The sequence below is a fragment of the Kitasatospora sp. NPDC058046 genome (genome assembly GCF_042885595.1).
GTDB lineage: Bacteria > Actinomycetota > Actinomycetes > Streptomycetales > Streptomycetaceae > Kitasatospora.
Genome location: NZ_JBHVRS010000009.1, coordinates 212,927 through 229,805, shown reverse-complemented (window position 1 = coordinate 229,805; position 16,879 = coordinate 212,927). Strand labels below are relative to the sequence as shown.

14 protein-coding genes and 1 pseudogene are annotated in these 16,879 nt (G+C 74.5%); 8 read left to right on the top strand and 7 right to left on the bottom strand.

Annotated features, from left to right (window positions below; all coding sequences use genetic code 11):
• Positions 1–58 precede the first annotated feature (58 nt).
• From ACFVU7_RS20550 to ACFVU7_RS20530, 5 genes and pseudogenes are all read right to left on the bottom strand, one after another.
• A pseudogene (locus ACFVU7_RS20550) lies at positions 59–1,666 on the bottom strand (AMP-binding protein); the annotation flags it as partial.
• Between the two features lie 229 nt (positions 1,667–1,895).
• A complete protein-coding gene (locus tag ACFVU7_RS20545) occupies positions 1,896–2,924 on the bottom strand; it encodes a hypothetical protein (protein ID WP_388046330.1) in 1,029 nt (342 codons plus the stop codon).
• A gap of 172 nt (positions 2,925–3,096) precedes the next feature.
• Entirely contained in the window at positions 3,097–4,110 is a 1,014-nt protein-coding gene (adhP, locus tag ACFVU7_RS20540) for an alcohol dehydrogenase AdhP (RefSeq protein WP_074004513.1), read from the bottom strand.
• Between the two features lie 143 nt (positions 4,111–4,253).
• Entirely contained in the window at positions 4,254–4,751 is a 498-nt protein-coding gene (locus ACFVU7_RS20535; RefSeq protein WP_049652045.1) for a GNAT family N-acetyltransferase, read from the bottom strand.
• Entirely contained in the window at positions 4,751–6,070 is a 1,320-nt protein-coding gene (locus ACFVU7_RS20530) for a DUF6271 family protein (RefSeq protein ID WP_388046328.1), read from the bottom strand. Before ACFVU7_RS20530 ends, ACFVU7_RS20535 begins: the two co-directional genes overlap by 1 nt.
• 358 nt (positions 6,071–6,428) lie before the next feature.
• Here ACFVU7_RS20530 and ACFVU7_RS20525 point away from each other — a divergent pair, with 358 nt between their 5' ends.
• The 3 genes from ACFVU7_RS20525 (at position 6,429) to ACFVU7_RS20515 (ending at position 9,566) form a co-directional block, all read left to right on the top strand.
• Positions 6,429–7,619: a peptidoglycan-binding protein gene (locus ACFVU7_RS20525; protein ID WP_049652047.1), complete on the top strand. Its 1,191-nt coding sequence runs from the start codon at positions 6,429–6,431 to the stop codon at positions 7,617–7,619.
• A gap of 220 nt (positions 7,620–7,839) precedes the next feature.
• A complete protein-coding gene (locus tag ACFVU7_RS20520; RefSeq protein ID WP_388046326.1) occupies positions 7,840–8,478 on the top strand; it encodes a DUF2269 domain-containing protein in 639 nt (212 codons plus the stop codon).
• A gap of 80 nt (positions 8,479–8,558) precedes the next feature.
• A complete protein-coding gene (locus ACFVU7_RS20515) occupies positions 8,559–9,566 on the top strand; it encodes an MsnO8 family LLM class oxidoreductase (protein WP_388046407.1) in 1,008 nt (335 codons plus the stop codon).
• Positions 9,567–9,663: 97 nt separating this feature from the next.
• Here the strand turns inward: ACFVU7_RS20515 and ACFVU7_RS20510 are convergent, their stop codons facing one another.
• Complete coding sequence (locus ACFVU7_RS20510) at positions 9,664–11,187, bottom strand: APC family permease (RefSeq protein ID WP_388046324.1); 1,524 nt, start codon at positions 11,185–11,187, stop codon at positions 9,664–9,666.
• A 242-nt stretch (positions 11,188–11,429) separates the two neighbouring features.
• Complete coding sequence (locus ACFVU7_RS20505; protein ID WP_388046322.1) at positions 11,430–13,073, bottom strand: amidohydrolase; 1,644 nt, start codon at positions 13,071–13,073, stop codon at positions 11,430–11,432.
• Positions 13,074–13,279: 206 nt separating this feature from the next.
• On the opposite strand from ACFVU7_RS20505, the gene ACFVU7_RS20500 reads away from it, so the two are divergent.
• From ACFVU7_RS20500 to ACFVU7_RS20480, 5 genes are all read left to right on the top strand, one after another.
• Entirely contained in the window at positions 13,280–13,888 is a 609-nt protein-coding gene (locus ACFVU7_RS20500) for a TetR/AcrR family transcriptional regulator C-terminal domain-containing protein (protein ID WP_049652049.1), read from the top strand.
• 569 nt (positions 13,889–14,457) lie between these two features.
• A complete protein-coding gene (locus tag ACFVU7_RS20495) occupies positions 14,458–14,841 on the top strand; it encodes a hypothetical protein (RefSeq protein ID WP_388046320.1) in 384 nt (127 codons plus the stop codon).
• Positions 14,842–14,845: 4 nt separating this feature from the next.
• Positions 14,846–15,925 carry a hypothetical protein gene (locus tag ACFVU7_RS20490; protein ID WP_388046318.1) on the top strand — a complete coding sequence of 360 codons (1,080 nt, stop codon included), beginning with the start codon at positions 14,846–14,848 and terminating at the stop codon, positions 15,923–15,925.
• Between the two features lie 82 nt (positions 15,926–16,007).
• Positions 16,008–16,403, top strand: coding sequence for a roadblock/LC7 domain-containing protein (locus tag ACFVU7_RS20485; protein WP_310593218.1), 396 nt, complete (start codon positions 16,008–16,010; stop codon positions 16,401–16,403).
• Positions 16,404–16,483: 80 nt separating this feature from the next.
• Positions 16,484–16,858, top strand: a complete 375-nt coding sequence (locus tag ACFVU7_RS20480) for a hypothetical protein (RefSeq protein WP_049652052.1) — start codon at positions 16,484–16,486, stop codon at positions 16,856–16,858.
• The last annotated feature ends 21 nt before the right edge of the window (positions 16,859–16,879 follow it).

The following is a 16,879-nucleotide window of genomic DNA, read 5'->3' as shown; positions in this document are numbered from 1 at the left end:
CGTCGGTGTCGGACCACTCCACCCGGCGCTCGACGGTGACGCTGGCCGGGGTCAGCGCGGCCCGTCGGCGCAGCTCGGCGCGGTGCAGCTTGCCGGTCGCGGTGCGCGGCAGCTCGGGCACGAACTCGACCGCCCGCGGGTACTTGTAGGGCGCGATGGCGCGCTTGACGTGCTCCTGGAGCGCGCGGGCCGTCTCCGGCCCGGCCGGTACGCCCGCGCGCAGCACCACGTACGCCTTGACCACCGCGCCGCGCCGCTCGTCCGGCGCGCCGACCACCGCGCAGTCGGCCACGTCAGGGTGGGCGGCGAGCGCCTGTTCCACCTCGGGCCCGGCGATGTTGTAGCCGGAGGAGACGATCATGTCGTCGTTGCGGGCCCGGAACCAGAAGTAGCCGTCGCCGTCCCGGACGTAGGTGTCACCGGTGAGGTTCCAGCCGCCGCGGACGTAGTCCAGCTGGCGCTCGTCGTCCAGGTAGCGGCAGCCGGTCGGGCCCTTGACGGCGAGCATCCCGGGCTCGCCGTCCGGCACCGGGCGGCCCTGCCCGTCCAGGACCGCGGCCCGGAAGCCGGGGACGGGCCGGCCGGTGGAGCCGGGGCGGATGTCCCGGCCGGCGGCCGAGACGAACACGTGCAGCAGCTCGGTGGCGCCGATGCCGTCGATCAGCCGCTGTCCGGTGGCCGTGTGGAAGGCCTGCCAGACGGCGGCGGGCAGCGGCTCGCCGGCCGAGACGCAGTGCCGCACCCCGGCCAGCCGGTCGGCCAGCCCGGCGGCCAGGATCGCCCGGTAGGCGGTCGGCGCGGTGAACAGCACGCTCACCCGGTGCCGGCGGACCTGTTCGGCGAGCTGCTCGGGGGTGGCCTGCTCCAGCAGCAGGCCGGCGGCGCCCGCCCGCAGCGGGAAGACCAGCAGGCCGCCGAGGCCGAAGGTGAAGCCGAGCGGCGGGGTGCCGGTGAAGAGGTCATCGGGGGTGGGATGGAGCAGGTGGTGGGAGAAGGTGTCGGCGATGGCGAGCACGTCGCGGTGGAAGTGCAGGGTGGCCTTGGGGCGGCCGGTGGTGCCGGAGGTGAAGGCGATCAGCGCGACGTCGTCGGCGGCGGTCGGGACGGCGGGGAAGCCGGCGGGCTTGGCGGCGCAGCGGGCGGTGAGGTCCTCGGGGCCGGGGCCGCCGTAGGGGAGAACCCGCAGCCCGGGGGTCCGGGCCCGGTCCAGCTCGTCGAGGAAGCGGTGGTCGCACAGGGCGAGGGCGGGCCGGGCGATGCCGGTGAGCTCGGTCAGCTCGGCGGCGCGCAGCAGCGGCATGGTGGTGACGGCCACCCCGCCGGCCTTCAGCACGCCGAGCCAACAGGCTGCCAGCCAGGGGGTGTTGGGGCCGCGCAGCAGGACCCGGTTGCCGGGGACGAGGCCGAGGTCCTCGGTCAGCAGGCGGGCGATCCGGTCGGTGTGGCCGCGCAGTTCGCCGTAGGTCCAGCTCCCGGTGGGGGTGAGCAGGCAGCGGCGGTCCGGGCCGAGGCGTTCGATGGTGTCGTCGAGTAGGGCGGCGGCGCAGTTCAGGCGGTCGGGGTAGGCCAACTCCGGGAGTTCGAAGAGGAGTTCGGGCCACTGCTCGAAGGGCGGGAGGTGGTCTCGACAGAACGTGTCCACGTGCGCCGAGGGTGAGAGCTCCATGGGCGGGCACCTCGTTGTGCGAGCGGGGAGTGAGGCCCAGTATGGCGCTTCAGTGACGCCAGTCAAGAGAGCGATACACGCATTCGGGCGACGGCCCTGGTGGCGCTCCCCGGCGCCTCCGGTGCTCCCTGGCTCCTGGTCCCCGTTGTCGCCCGGCTCCCCGCTCGGGTCCGCGGTCCGGGACGGGCGGCAACCGGCCGTCCCGGACCGCCTCGACGGGACCGGACCGTCAGCTGCTCGCGCCGTCCGCGGCGGCATCGGGCGTGCGGCCCTCCTGCGCCTGCCGGGCACGCTCGGCGACCAGCTCGGCGAGGCCGGTGAACGCGGGCCCGGTGAGCTGGTCGCCCGACCCCTCCCCGCGCACGACGAGCAGCACGCTGCCGACCCTGGCCAGTGCCACCGCCGACGAGGAGTCCTGGACGCGGACGGCGCTCTGGTCGCCGATCCGCGGGACGGCCGCCGCCGGTTCGGTGCCGGCGGTCCGGTCGAGCGTGTGGTCGAAGGCGCGGGCGGCGGCCTCGGGGGAGGCGAAGGAGGCCACGCCGAACTCCACGGTCTGCGCCGAGGCCGAACCGAAGGTCACGGTGGCGGAGGCGAGTTGAAGGTCGCAGGAGTCCGGGAGCAGGCACGGCAGCCCGCCGCCCCGGGCGGTCCCCGCCGTCGGCTCCCGCCGCACCTGCCAGCCGCCCGGCAGCGCCCGCGCGTCGGGCAGCACCGCCCGGACCAGCGCCGGGTCGCCCAGCGGCGGTGCGGCGTGCGCCAGTCCGGGCCCGCCCGGCTTCAGCAGCGGACGCGAGCCCAGGTGGATGCCGATCGCGACCAGCGCGGCGATCAGCACCAGGGCGAGCGCCACCACGATGCCGGTGCCGCTCCGTCGGGCGGCGAGCGTGCGGGCGCGGGCGGCCCCCGGGTCGAGCCGCAGCTGGACGGTGGCCGGGTTCGCCGGCGGCGGCGTGGACGGCGGTCCGACCCGCAGTTGCACGGTGCCGGGCTCGCTCCGCAGCTGGACGGTCGGCGGGTCGGCCGGTTTCCCGAGCCCGGTGGTGGCGAGGTATCGCGCGAACGCCGGATCCGCGGCCAGCAGGTGGTCGACGGCGGCGGTCAGCAGCGCCCGTGCCCGCGCGTCCCCCGGGCTCGCCTCCGCCGCCGTCAGCGCCCGGGCCCCCTCCGGCACCGTCCGCAACCGCGCCCGGAGGACCTCCGCCACCGCCCGGTGCGGCCCGTCGCCCAGCAGCGCCGCCACCGCATCCGGTGCCAAGCCCCGGCCGTCCCCCATGGCAACTCCCCTTGCCGCACGAGTGGTTGCCCCCACGATCCCGGACCGGGGCCCGGTTCGTACCCATGCCGAACCGAACGGAGACGCGACTGAGACGCGATCCGGACGTAGCCGGGCGCGGCCCGGCGGCCGACCCGCGCCGTGGGCGGGGGTGTCAGCGCAGGTCGAAGACCAGGCGGGCGGAGACCTTGCCGCTCAGGACCTCGTCGAAGCAGGCGTTCACGTCCTCCAGCCGGCGGGTCTCGCGGATCACCCGGGTGCGGCCGAGGGCGTGCAGGCGGAAGACCTCGGCGAGGTCCTCGCGGGTGCCGACGATCGAGCCGATCACCTTGGTGCCGTTCAGCACCGTCTCGAAGACCGGGAGTTCGAGCCTGCCCTCGGCCGGGAGGGCGACCAGGACGAGGGTGCCGCCGCGGCGCAGGGCGCCGTAGGCCGCCTGGAAGGAGGCGTTGCTGACGGCGAGGGCGATCGAGGCGTGGGCGCCGCCCAGGGCCTGGACCTCGGCCGCGACGTCCTGGGTGCGGGCGTCCAGGACGTGGTCGGCGCCGAGCTCGCGGGCCAGGGCGAGCTTGTCGTCGGTGACGTCGACGGCGATGGTCTCGGCGCCGAAGATCCGGGCGTACTGGAGGGCCAGGTGGCCGAGCCCGCCGATGCCGGAGACCAGCACCCGGGTGCCGGGCCGGGCGTCCGAGACCTTGAGCGCCTTGTAGGTGGTGACGCCCGCGCAGGACAGCGGGGCGGCGTCCAGCGGGTCGATGCCGTCCGGGACGGGGACGACGTAGTCGCCGTGCGCGAGCGCGTACTCGGCGTAGGCGCCGTCCACCGAGTAGCCGCTGTTGTGCTGCTGGAGGCAGAGCGTCTCCCAGCCGGAGACGCAGTGGTCGCAGCGCCCGCAGGCGTCCGCGAGCCAGGGGATGGCGACCCGTTCGCCCACCCGGACGTGCCGGACCTGGTCGCCGGCCGCCTCGACGATGCCGACGCCCTCGTGCCCGGGGACGAACGGCGGGCTGGGCTTGACCGGCCAGTCGCCGTGGGCGGCGTGGATGTCGGTGTGGCAGAGACCGGAGGCCTCGATCCGGACCCGGACCTGGTGCGCGGCGGGCTTCGGTAGGGGGCGGTCCTCGACGGCCAGCGGTGCGGTGAAGTCGTGGACGACGGCGGCCTTCATGCGCTTCTCCCTCGGGCGTACGGACGGGTGCTGCCGGCGGCCGCGCGCGCGGGCGCAGCCGCCACCAGCTTCACCCGATGGGGTGATCTTCGCCGTCCGGACTAGGCCAAAAGAGTGGGCATGGGGCCAGGTATCCCCGCAGGTCAGCGCACCGGCATCGACATGTAGACGGCGCGTCGCCCGTAGGACGCGGGGACCGCCACCTCCCGGTGCGCGCGGTAGCCGAGCAGCCGCAGCAGGATGTCCGCCCCGCGCACCGCGACCATCGAGATCCGCTCGAAGCCCAGCTCCTCCGCCCGCTCCCGGAAGTGCCGGATGAACCCCAGCGCGACCTCCCGGCCGCGCAGGTCCTCGGCGATCACCAGGTCGTGCACGTGCAGGTTGCCCGACTCGTGCACCGCGTCCTCCGCCCGGGCGAGGTCCGGGCAGCGCAGCGGCGGGTACGGCAGGCTCAGGAGGTAGCCGCGGACCGTGCCGCCCTGCTCCAGCACGAAGCAGGTCTCCGGCGAGCCGAGGGCGCGGGACTGCAGCGCCTCCCGGCCCTCCGACAGGCCGTCGGCCGCGTAGGCGTCGTACTCCAGCGCGACCACGGCGTCCCAGTCGCCGTCGGCCAGGAGCCGGATCCGGAGGTCCTCGCCCACTAGGCCGGAACCTCCGAGGCGCCGAGCCCCTCCGCGCGGGAGGCGGCCACCAGTGCCGCCCAGGCCTCCACCAGCACCGCCCAGCGCTCGGCGTCCGCCCGCGCCTCGTCCAGCAGCTGCTGCCGCCGCTCGGCCACCACGTCCGCGAGCTCGGCGTACTTGCCGCCCAGCTTGCGGTAGGAGCGGTCCAGGACGTCGAGGCAGTGCTCGTTCCCGGCCCGGTCCCAGTCGACGCTGCCGCGCACCAGGTCGATGAGCGGCTCGACCTTCAGCCCGTGCCGCTCGTCCAGCAGCCCGCGGCCGAGGTCGATCATCCCGCCGTAGACCGGGTACAGGTACAGCATCGAGAGCAGGAACTTGACGAACCGCAGCTGGTAGTTGACGAAGCCGGAGCCGGTGCGGCGCTCGGGCGTGTAGTAGTTGACGATGTGGCGGTTGTGGACGACGCCGGGCAGCCGGGAGTGGACCATGGCGTGCAGCAGGGCGTAGTCGCTGCCGATCGTCTCGATCGAGGGCAGCAGCGGCAGCACCTCGTAGGCCCGGTGGTCCAGGGCGATGTTGCACATGTAGACGTCCCAGATGTCGGGCACGCCGAGGACGGACTCGTCGGTGGTGAACGGCTCGGAGCCGGCGCCCTTGAAGGAGACGTCCACCATCGCGTCCTGCTCCTCCTGCGACCACACCGGCGGGGTCCACAGGCGCACCACCTCGCGGTAGACGGCCGGGTCCAGCTCGTGGATCTCGCTGATGTCCACGTTGAGTTCGCCGATGAAGGAGCCGCTGACCAGCATCACCGGCTTGTCCGCGTCGGCCGGGTCGAGCTCGGAGCGGGACACGACGGCCGCCGCCTCGCCGGCCGGCCGGCCGATCGAGAGCAGCTCGTGGTGGATCGGGAAGACCTTCCGGCCGTCGACGACCTGGAAGTCGGCGTCGTCGTTGCGCAGGTGCGCCGAGGTGCAGCCCAGGGCGGCCGCGCCGAGGAAGAGCCGGTTGACGCAGGAGCCGTACGCGACGGCCGGCGGCAGCATCATGTCGAGCAGCAGTTCGGGGTCGGCGGCGCCGGAGCGCTCGGCCACCCGGCGCAGGAACTCCCGCTGCCGCGCCTCGCCGAGGTGGTGGACGACCACGCCGGGGGTGGGCTCCAGCGCGGCCACGGCGCCCGCGTTCTCCGCGAAGGCGACGGCGTCGGTGGTGTCGAGGACGAGCAGGTGCACCTCGACCCCGAAGGTCGCGACGGCGTAGGCCGCCTCCTCGGCGAGTTCCGCGATGGTGTCGGGGCAGGACCGCATGGTGGGCAGGGCGAGGCAGACTCTTTGCATGGTGCGGGTTTCTCCATCGGATCGTCAGATTCGGTGCAGTGATTGCCAGTTGAGCGCACAGGGGGACCCCGGACGGCGGCTCGGGCCGGTCTGCCGGACCACCGTGGACTAGACCACTTGTGAAGTCAACGATTGACAGCGGCGCCCCGACGGGGTGGAATGCGCCCCCTTCCGTGCGACCGGCCGTCCCCGCACGGGCGCCCGAATCGCACGCGAGGACGAAGAGCCCTCGCTGAGTCGAACGGCCGGACGGGTACGGGGGGTTCATTGCCGGGGTTTTGCGCCGTCGGGGTCAATCCGTGAGCCCTGCCTGCCGATACCGGAGGTGATGCCCTCACGCCGTTCGGAGGAGCCCACGATGCCCGAACTGTGGCTGCCCGGTGCCGAGATCCACGACCTCGGCGACCACGCGCCGACCGATCAGCAGTACCCGCCGAAGGCCATCGCCCACATCACCTGGGACCGCAACGCGACCGCCGCCGCGCCGCAGGACTGGTGCTCCTACGAGGACCTGGTCGGCTACTTCACCGGCAGCGGCGCCGGCGACGCGCCGCACCTGGTCTGGGACCCGTTCAGCGGCCGCACGGCGCAGCTGTTCCCGGCCGACTCCCGCTCGAAGAGCCTGCTCAGCCCCAGCCAGAGCCCCACCCGCACCAACCGGGCCGGGCGGGTGGTGATCCAGATCGAGGCGGTGTTCTTCCCCTACTGCCGCTACCAGGGCGCCGTCTACCCGCGCCTGGTCGACACCCCGTGCGCGGGCTGGGACCGGATCCACGCCTGGATCTCCTCCTGGGGCGTGCCCGACATCTGGCCGATGGGCCGGCCGACCGACTTCTCCGGCCACCGCGACGAGCGGACCTGGGAGGCCCTCGGCGGCTGGTACGCGCACGCCCACGTGCCGTACAACGACCACACCGACCCCGGCTCCTGGCCCGACCTCACGGCCGGGCCCGGCTCCCCGGGCATCCCGCCCCAGCAGCAGCCGGTGCCCCCGGTCACGACCGCCCGCTACCAGGTCAGCATCAACGGCCTGCCGTACGGCTACGGCGCCCAGGGCTACCAGGTGACGGTGGTCGGGCGGGCGCTGGTCGCGCACGGCTTCGGCGACCACTACCGCTCCGGCCCCGGCCCGAACTGGACGGACGCGGACACCGAGAACTACGCGGACTACCAGGGGAGTCTGGGCTACGCCGGGCAGGCGGCGGACGGCGTCCCGGGGGAGAGCTCGCTGCGCCGGCTGCTCGGCTACCTGCCCGGGCAGCGGACGGTCTCGGTGTCCCACGTGGTCGCGGCCGCCGGGACCGACCCGGGGGCCGCGCAGGGGCACCTGACGTACGGGTCCGAGGTGGCCATCGTGGAGCAGGCGCTCGCCGACGAGGGGCTGCTCGACCAGCGGTGGGTGGACGGCTCGTTCGGCACCCGGACGGTCTCCGCGTACGCGGCCTGGCAGCGGCGCTGCGGGTACCAGGCGGGGGCGGCGGACGGGATCCCCGGCCAGGCCTCGCTGCAGCAGCTGGGCGCGGCGCAGGGGTTCGCGGTGACCGACTGAGGCCGGCTCCTGGGGAACCGCGGTCGGGGCTGTTTCCCGCTGTCTCCGGCTGCTCCCCGCTGTTCCGTGCTGCTCCTCGGGGAGGAGCGCTCCGGCTGTCGCCCGGTGCGTGTACTCGCCGGGGAGTAGGCGAGGTTACTTCCACCGTCAGATGCCCGATGAGGATCGGACGGGAGAGCCTGGGGCCGTCCTCGTGGCCCCGACTCGAAGGAGGTACCCCGTGCGCTCGCCCACCGGCGCCGTCACGGCGTCCGAACCGGCGTCCGGTGTCAGGCGGCGGTCCGCGGGCCGCCGCCTGACACCGGCGGCGCGCAAACGCCTGGTCGTCCTGCACATCACCGCCTCGGTGAGCTGGCTGGCGCTGATGCTCTGCCTGCTCACCCTGGCGGTGACGGCGCTGACGGCCGTGGGCGCCGGCGACGCCGACCGGCTGCGCACCGCCTACCGGGCGATGGGCCTGCTCGGCGACGTGCTGATCCTGCCGCTGAGCCTGCTCACCTTCCTGAGCGGGGTGGCGCTCGGGCTCGGCACCTCCTGGGGGCTGTTCCGGTACTACTGGGTGAGTACCAAGTTCTGGCTGACGCTGGGGGCGATGGCGGCCTCCGTCTTCGCGCTCAGCGACCGGCTGCACGACGCGGTGCGGGTGGTGGACGCGCACCCGACCGGCCCGATCACGGCGGCGGACCTCGGCTTCGTCCGGTACAACACGGTGATCGTCCCGGCGGTGGCGCTGTCGCTCTACCTGTTCACCGTGGTCCTGTCGGTGTACAAGCCCTGGGGCCGCCGGAAGTCCAAGGCCGGTGCCGGGGCCGTGGACGCGGACGCCCGCCGGGGCCGAATACCCGGGGCGGGCGCCTGACCGGCCGGCCGACGGCCGCCGGCCCCGGCCCGGGGCCGCCCGGGGAATGCCCGCGCGCAGGGAGGGCGTTGTGCACCAACGTGACCAGCGCCGCGTCCACGACCAGGATCTCCGTGCTCGACCGCTCCCGGACCAGACAGGGTGAGGAGCCGGCCCGGGCACTGCGGGACACGGTGGCCTTCGCCCGCGAGGCGGAGCGGCTCGGCTACCACCGGTTCTGGGTCTCCGAGCACCACGGCGTGCCGGGGGTGGCCGGGTCGGCGCCCACCGTGCTCGCCGCGGCGGTGGCGGCGGCCACCTCCCGGATCCGGGTCGGCACCGGCGGGGTGATGCTGCCCAACCATCAGCCGCTGGTGGTGGCCGAGCAGTTCGGGGTGCTGGCCGCGCTGTTCCCGGGGCGGATCGACATGGGGCTCGGGCGCTCGGTGGGCTTCACCGACGGCGTCCGGCGGGCGCTCGGGCGCGAGAAGGGCGCAGCGGACGAGTTCGGTGCCCAGCTGGCCGAACTGCTCGGCTACTTCGACGGCTCGCAGCAGGCGCACCGCGGAGTCCACGCCCGGCCGGCCGAGGGCCTGCACGTCCCGGCCTTCGTCCTGGCCACCGGTGCGGGCGCCGACCTGGCCGCCGACGCCGGGCTGCCGCTGGTGATCGCCGCCCCGCACGGGGAGGACCGGATGCTCGCGGCGATCGACCGCTACCGCGACCGGTTCCGCCCCTCGGCGCACGCCGCCGAGCCGTACGTGGTGGTCTCGGGCACGGTGGCGGTCGCCGAGACGGCCGAGCGGGCGCGCGAGCTGCTCGTCCCGGAGGCCTGGTCCGGCGCGTACTCCCGTACCCACGGCGAGTTCCCGCCCCTGGCCCCGGCGGCGGAGATCCTCGCCCGGGAGATGACCGTCCGGGAGCGGGCCGCGTACGAGCAGTCGCTCAAGGGCCACATCGCGGGCACCCCGGCGCAGGCCGCCGCCGAGCTGCTGGCGCTGGTGGAGCGCAGCGGGGCGGACGAGTTCCTGGTCACCACCAGTACCTACGACCGCGCCGCGCTGCTGGACTCCTACCGGCTCCTCGCCGAGGCCGTCGGCCGGGCCTGAGCGGGCCGGGCCCGAGTGGGCCCGGAGGAGGCGGAGCCGTCACCGGTCCGGTCCGGGCCTCGCCGGCTGCCCGGCGCTCGCTGCCCGGCACCGCCGCTCAGCCCCCGTCGACCTCGGTCGTCCCGAGCCGCGCGTACACCTCCGGCCGTCGGGCCCGCAGCCGCAGCGCGATCCCGACGCCGGTCAGGAACACCACCGGCACGATCGCGACCAGCGGCCAGTTGACCTCTGGGCCGGCGCCGGTGAACAGGTCGAGCCGCCACACCACCAGCGCGGTGGCCCCGCACAGCAGCACGGTGGCGGCCAGCGGCGCCACGACCGTACGGAACGCCCCGGCGCTCGCGGCGGCCGCCCGGTTGCGGCGGAAGAAGGCGAACACGGCCAGACCGGCCAGCGCCTGGAGCACCAGGATGCCGACCACCCCGGGGGAGTTCGCCCAGAGGAAGAACTGGTTGTACGGGTCCGCCCCGATCAGCGCGGCCACCACGACGGCCACCGCCGCCACCACCGACTGCACGATGCCGCCGATCCACGGTGAACCGTGGCGCGGGTGGACGCGGCCCAGCGCGGCCGGGGCGGCCTGCTCGGTGGCCAGCGCGTAGCCGTACCGGGTGATGGTGTTGTGGAAGGCGAGCAGCGCCGCGAGCAGGCTGGTGACGATCAGCACCCGCTGCACGTCCGTCGCCCAGCCGCCGACGTAGTCGGTCATCGCGGTGAAGAACATCCCGGCCGGGTCGGCGGTGGCGGTCGCGACGGCCCCGGTGTCGCCGAAGGCCTGCACGATCATCCAGGTGACGAAGGTGTAGAAGAGGCCGAGGAAGACGATCGCGGCGTAGGTCGCGCGCGGCACGGTCCGCTGCGGCTGCCGGGCCTCCTCACGGTAGATCGCGGTCGCCTCGAAGCCGATGAAGGCGGCGAAGGAGAGGCCGAGCACCCCGCCCATCCCGCCGGAGAACACGTGCTCCGGGGCGAACGAGGACAGGCTCAGCCCGTGCGCCCCGCCCTTGACCAGCACCGCCACCGCGAGCACCAGCAGGATGCCGGTCTCGGCGATCAGCAGCGCCCCGAGCACCTTGGCCCCGAGGTCTATCGAGCGGAAGCCGAGGAACCAGACCACCGCGACCCCGAGCAGCGCCCAGACCGGCCAGGGCAGGTCCAGCCCGAGCAGGTCCTCGGCCGTGGTGTGGGCGAAGAACCCGAAGGCGCCGAACATGCCGATCTGGATCGCGTTGTACGAGAGCACCGCGAGCAGCGCCGCGCCCAGCCCGGCCGCCCGGCCGAGGCCGCGGGTGACGTAGGCGTAGAAGGCGCCGGCGTTGCGGATGTGCGCGGTCATGGTGGTGAAGCCGACCGCGAAGAGCGCCAGCACCACGCCGGTGGCCAGGTAGGCGACCGGCGCGCCGATGCCGCCGAAGGAGATGGCGAACGGCGCCACGCCGGCCATCACGGTCAGCGGCGCGGCGGCGGCCACGACGAAGAAGACGATGTCGCCGGTGCCGAGCACCCCGCGCTCCAGCCCGCCGGGGGTGCCGGGGGTGCCGGCGGAGGTGGGGGTGGAAGGGGCGCCGGGGTCGGGGGGACGGAGTGCGGCGGGGGAGGCCGCGTCGGAGGGCAGGGTCATGGGGGAGCTCTCCTGGGGTCGTGGGTACGAGGGTAGGGCGGTCGGCGGCGCGGACGCGTCGGCCGCCGACCGGGGAACGAGGCACGGACGCCGTGGGGGACGGCCGGAACCGGTCGGGACATCCGTCCGGGCGGGGCGGCCGGTCGGCCAGGACGTCTCAGCGCGTCGAGCCGCAGCCGGACAAGCCGGACAAGCCAAACAAGCCGGACCAGCCGCAGCCGGACAGCCGGCCGGGGCGCGCCTCAGCGCGTCGAGCGGTCACGGCCGGGCGGCCCACCGTGGGTGCGCCGTCCGCCGAGCCAGGTGCCGGCCACCTCGATCGAGGCCAGCTCACCGGCCGGCACCGCGTACGGATCGGTGGCCAGGTGCACCAGGTCGGCCCGCAGGCCCGGCCGCAGCACGCCCCACTCGGCCTCCTCGAAGGCCTGGTGCGCCACGCCCGCCGAGTACGCCGCCAGCGCCTCGGTGAGCCCGATCCGCTCCTCGGGCAGCCAGCCGCCGTCCGGCAGCCCGTCCGGCGTCTGCCGGGTGACGGCGGTGGCCAGCCCGGCGAGCGGCTCGTAGCGGGTGACCGGCCAGTCGCTGCCGAAGGAGACCCGGGCGCCGCCGCGCAGCAGGGCGGCGATCTGGTACTGCCGGGAGCCGCGGTCCGGGCCGATCCGGGGCAGGGTGAGCTCGGTCATCAGCGGGTCGGTCTGCGCCCACAGCGGTTCGAAGTTGGCGATCACCCCGAGTTCGGCGAACCGCGGCAGGTCGTCCGGGTGGACCAGCTGGACGTGTGCGATCACCGGCCGGCGGGCGCGCGGCCCGTTGCGGCGGGCGGCGGCCTCGACGGCGTCCAGCGCGATCCGTACGCCGTGGTCGCCGATCGCGTGGATGTGCGGCTGGAAGCCCAGCGCGTCCACGGCGGTGACGGCCTCCGCCAGCTCGGCGCCGGTCCAGTTGGCGACGCCGTGGGAGTGCGGGCAGTCGCTGTACGGCTCCAGCAGCGCGGCCGTCCCGGACTCGATGACGCCGTCGGCGAAGAACTTGACCGCCCGCGCGCTGAGCCGTCCGCGCCCGGCGGCCTCGACCCGGTCGCGGTCGGCGGCCAGGCGGGGGAGCCGCTCGCGCCAGCCGTCCGGTTCGAGCAGCAGGGCGAGTCCGGCCCGGACCGGCAGGTCCTGCTCGGCGACGGCCGCCAGCCAGGTGTCCACCTGCGCGGGTTCGACCCAGGCGTCCTGGAGCCAGGTGAGTCCGGCGGCGGCGAGCGCGGCGGTGGTCTCCCGCAGTGCGGCGACCTGTTCGGCCAGCGGCCGCGGCGGGACGAGCGCGAGGACGGGGTTGAGCGCGCCGAACTCGCGCAGGGTGCCGAGCGGGCTGCCGTCCGGTCGTCGGACGATCTCGCCACCGACCGGCTGGGGCGTGTCCGGCCCGTACCCGGCCCGGCGCAGCGCCTCGCTGTTGGCCCAGCCGGTGTGGTGGTCCATGGTGCGCAGCAGGACCGGCCGGTCCGGTACGGCGGCGTCGAGCAGCCGGGCGTCGAACAGCCCGCCCTCGGCCAGTGACGGATCCACGGCGTCGCCGGTGATCCACTCGGCCTCGGGGTGGCGCCGCGCCCAGTCGCGGACGGCCGCCACGACCTGCTCCACGCTGGTGCAGTCGCGGACGGGCACGCCGCGCAGGCCGATGGCGCCGAGCAGCGGGTGGACGTGGCCGTCGCCGAAGGAGGGCAGCAGGGCGCCGCCGTCGAGGTCGACGGTCTCGGTGCCTTCGTCGCGCAGGGCGAGGGCGGCGTCGCCGAGGGCGGCGATCCGCCCCGCGCTGACGGCGAGGGCGTGGGTGCGGGGGAGGGCGGGGTCTCCGGTGTGGATCCGGCCGCCGGTGAAGATCGTTTCGGCACGCATACGGGGGTGTGCGTCCTCTCCGGGGCAGGGCGGGCCGACGGGTGCGCGGCCTGCCTAACCGAATGGGGTTCGGTTACCGTAGGCGCGGCACCGGCGGGTGCGGAAGGGTTTTACTGAAAGCCGTTCAATAACGCTTGGATAACGACGATCTTGGTCTGTCGGGGGCCGACGGGCCGCCCGGCGACCCCGAAGGTGAGGAACCGGGCATGCCCAGGCCGCGCACACCCCTGCTGGACCGGCAGCGCATCGTGGACACCGCGCTCCGGCTGGTCGACGAGGCGGGGGACCTCACCATCCCCGCGCTGGCCGGTGCGCTCAAGGTCAGCCCCTCCGCGCTCTACCACCACGTGGCCGGCCGGGCCGAGATCGTCGCCCTGATGCGCGCCGAGCTGGTGCGCACGATCGGCGAGCAGTCGATGTGGGACCAGCCCTGGGACGCCGCGCTGCGCACCTGGGCGCACGCCTACCGGGACGCCTTCGCAGAACACCCCGGCATCGTCCGGCTGCTCGCCACCGCGCCGCTTGCCGAATCGTTCATGCACGAGCTGTACGAGCGGGCCGTCGCCACCCTGGAGGACGCGGGCTTCGCCGCGCAGGACGTGATGGGCCTGATCACCGCCCTGGAGAGCTTCATCCTGGGCTCGGCGCTGGACCTCGTCGCCCCGGACGTCATGGTCGACGCCGTCGACCGCGCCGCCACCCCGAGGTTGGCCGACGCCCTGGATGCCGTCCCCGTCGGGCGCGAGCGCGCGGACCGGGCCTTCGAGCTCGGGCTCACCGCCCTGATCGGGGGCTACCGGGCGCTGCTGGGCTGACCGGCACGGGCCGGCCCGGAAGTGCCCGGCGGCCCCCCGGTCGCGATTTCTGACCAGGCGTGATGGCCTGCTAGTGTTCTTCCCGTCGAGAGGAAGTGACCTTCCGGGAAACGAATCTCGAACAGGCGTCAGCGGTGCTACCAGAGCACGCCCTACTTTCAGTAGGGAGAGTCCGTGCGATCCGGGCCTGGCGCTCCCATCGAAGGGGCTCGTTCCGTCCAACGGAACGGGCCCCTTCGGCGTGTTCGCGCTCCATGGGCTCGTCCTCTTATCGCACTTTCGATGACGAAACCCTCCGGCACGGCCCGGTATCGGCCAAGGTCCCGTGCCAGGCGGCCGGTGAACGGCGCTCCAACCGCCCTGGCCCACCAGTGGCGTCACCTCCCCTCCCGGACTGATGCATCGTCAATTCTTGGCCGGAACTGGCCGTTGCCGGTGTGAATATGCCATCGGAATGTTCGTCCGACGGAATCCGGCAGTAGCCTTCCGTGTCGAACTAGCCACTGCTGGTGGTGAACCGGTCGGCGCCGCGCTGCGTCCGGCCGCCCAGACCCCGCGAAGGAGCCGGTGTGCCCGGTATCGACGAATGCCTCTCCGGAGCGATGGCGATCCCCGGGGCCCGCGCCGCGAGCCTGGTCGACTGGAGCAGCGGGCTCGCCCTCGGCAGCCTCGGGGACAGCCCGACCGGAGAGCACGAAACCTCCGCCGCCGAGGCAACCGACCTGGTGCGGGCGGCCGTTGAGAGCCAGACCTTCACCGTGACGGAGGACCGGCGGGCCCCGCTGGAGGACATCATCGTCACCGCCGGCCGCAGCTACCACCTGATCCGCTTCATCGACACCGTCTTCGACAACAGGCTCGTGCTGCACCTCTGGCTGGACCGCGCGGAGGGCAACCTCGCCGCCGCCCGCTTCCGCCTCCGGGCGCTCACCGACGAACTGGTGCTGGGGTGAGCGCGTGACCGCCGCGACCGGCACCGCGCCGCCGCCCTGGGCGGGGGCCGCCACCCCGAGGACCCCGGGCGAGGCGCTCGCCCTGCTCGCCGACCGTCGCGCCACCGGCGCCCTGCACGGACCGCTCGGCAGCCTCCACCTGGTCGACGGGCGGGTGGCCGCCGCCCAGTCCTCCCGGGCCCCCGGCCTGGCCGACCTGCTCATCGGCTGCGGCCGGATCACCCCCGAGGGCTGGGCGGAGCTGCTCCGGATCCACGGACCTCGGTCGAGGGTCGGCGAGGCGCTCGTCGACCGGCGGCTGCTCACCCGGGGAGAGCTCGAACTCGGCCACCTGGGAACGCTGTTCGACGCCTCGTTCTTCGTCCTCGCCGACCCGGGCGGCGGAGTCTGGCGGTTCGAGGCCGACGCCCGGCACTGGCTCGGACCGGTCGCGGACGTCGACCCGGCCCGGATCCGTCGCGAGGTCGCACGCCGTCGGCAACTGCTCGACGGGATCTGGCCGTGGGGGCAGCTCGACACCGCGCCCGTCCGCCCGGTCGAGCACGTCCGCCGAGCCTCCCACCGCCCGTCCGGCCGTCGGCGCCGCGAGCTGCTGGACCACGCCGACGGCCGCAGGACCCCGGCCGACCTGGCCCGGCTGCTCGGCCGCTCCGGTTTCGGCGTGACGGCCGACGTCCGACGGCTCGCCGCCGCCGGGCTGCTGGACGCGCCGTTGCCAGCCGACGTGCCGCGCCCGCCCGAGGTGCCGACGGCGGCCCAGGTGCCCGAGGTGTCGCCAACGGCCGTACCGGCAGCCGAAGTTCCCCCACCGGTCACGAGCGGACCGGCCGGAGGGCTGCACCGCAGGGTCCCCGGCGCCAGCCTCCGGGGTGCCGGACTCCCCGGAGCCCCGGTCACGGCCGACCCCGCCGCAGCCCGTACCGGCACCCCCGCCGGGACCGACACCGGGACCGACGCCGGGACCGACGCCCCCACGCGATCAGAACGCCCGCCCACCACGGCAGCGGCCCACCCGCTGACCGTTCCCGACCCGGACATCGCGCTGCTGACCCGGGTCCGAGACCTTCTGGAGGCCCGACTTTGACCCATTCCCCGCCCGCGACCCCGTCGTTCCGGCCATGAGGCGGGCACTCAAGCAGCGTGTCGGAAGGAGACAACTGATCGCCTTGGAGACCGAGTTGCTCGCCGAACTGCGCGCCGTCAAGCACCGCGTCCCGCACCTCGCGGGTGGTCTGGTCGCCAGCGTGGACGGCCTGTTGATCGCGCACGACACCCACGGCACCGAGCCCTCGGGTCTGGCCGCGATGACGGCGGCCTCGCTCTCGCTGGCCCAGCGGCTCGCCGACACCACCGGCCAGGGCGAGTTCCGCGAGTCGCTGGTGCGCGGCGAGAACGGCTACGTCGCCACCTACGCGGCCGGCGGCAGCTGCGTGCTGACGCTGCTGGCGCACCCCGACGTCAACGTCGGCCGGCTGCACCTGGAGGCCCGCCGCAGCGCGCAGCGCATCGCGGAGCTGCTCAACGACGCGCTCGTGCCCAAGGACCCGCGCGACGCGGGCTGACCGCGCCACCAGACCACCGCACCGCCTGAAACCGCACCGACCGAAACCGAACCACCCACCACTGAAAGGGAGTTACCCAGATGACCGACGCAGCCGGCGCGCTCAAGCAGGCCATGACCAGCATCGAGGGCGCCATCGGCGCGGCCCTGGTGGACTACAACAGCGGCATGGCGCTGGCCACCCTCGACGGCCCCGGTGGCCTGGACCTCAACGTCGCCGCCGCCGGCAACACCGACGTGGTCCGCGCCAAGATGCGCACCATGGACATGCTCGGCCTCCAGGACGGGATCGAGGACATCCTGATCACCCTGACCAGCCAGTACCACCTGATCCGCCCGCTCACCGGCCGTACCGGCAAGGGCCTGTTCCTCTACCTCGCGCTGGACAAGGCGCGCGCCAACCTCGCGATGGCCCGCCACCAGTTGGGCCGGATCGAGGCCGAGCTGGAGGTCTGACGCGGCGCCCCGAAGCGCCGC